The sequence below is a fragment of the Ochrobactrum sp. SFR4 genome, assembly GCF_019730395.1.
Taxonomy (GTDB): Bacteria; Pseudomonadota; Alphaproteobacteria; order Rhizobiales; family Rhizobiaceae; genus Pseudochrobactrum.
In genome coordinates this window covers 1-379 of sequence record NZ_JAAPBB010000324.1, presented here as the reverse complement: position 1 = coordinate 379, position 379 = coordinate 1, and the positions used below count along the sequence as shown (strand labels likewise).

General features: G+C 44.6%; 1 protein-coding gene. It reads left to right on the top strand.

The window, feature by feature from the left end:
• Positions 1 to 379, top strand: a 379-nt coding sequence (locus HBA93_RS19195) for a hypothetical protein (protein WP_221724364.1), incomplete at both ends; no start/stop codon positions are given.

Sequence of the window (379 nt, the reverse complement as noted above, 5' to 3'; positions counted from 1 at the left end):
GTTTTCTGGTAAAAGCAACGCAAAAGACGCCCGCCTAATAAACAATGCGGATGCCAATATACGTTTTCAGGATCACGCAAACGCTGGCTCCAGCTTCATTATTAATGCTGGGGATTTCATATTCAGTAGTAACAGCTCAGCCGGACAGGCTACAATTATGACAAGTGAAGGCGGTAATACACAATTTTTGGGAGATGCAGATGGTGGTACGGCATCTGTACATATTGACCAAAACGCCAGTCTTGATGTCAGCCGGTTAAATGCCCATCGCCTTTCACTCGGTTCACTGACCAGTGCGGGCGATGTTAATCTTGGCCACACCGTTTTATCAGTAACAGATAAAATCGTACTGAATGAAAGCTCGAAGCTTAATCTGATA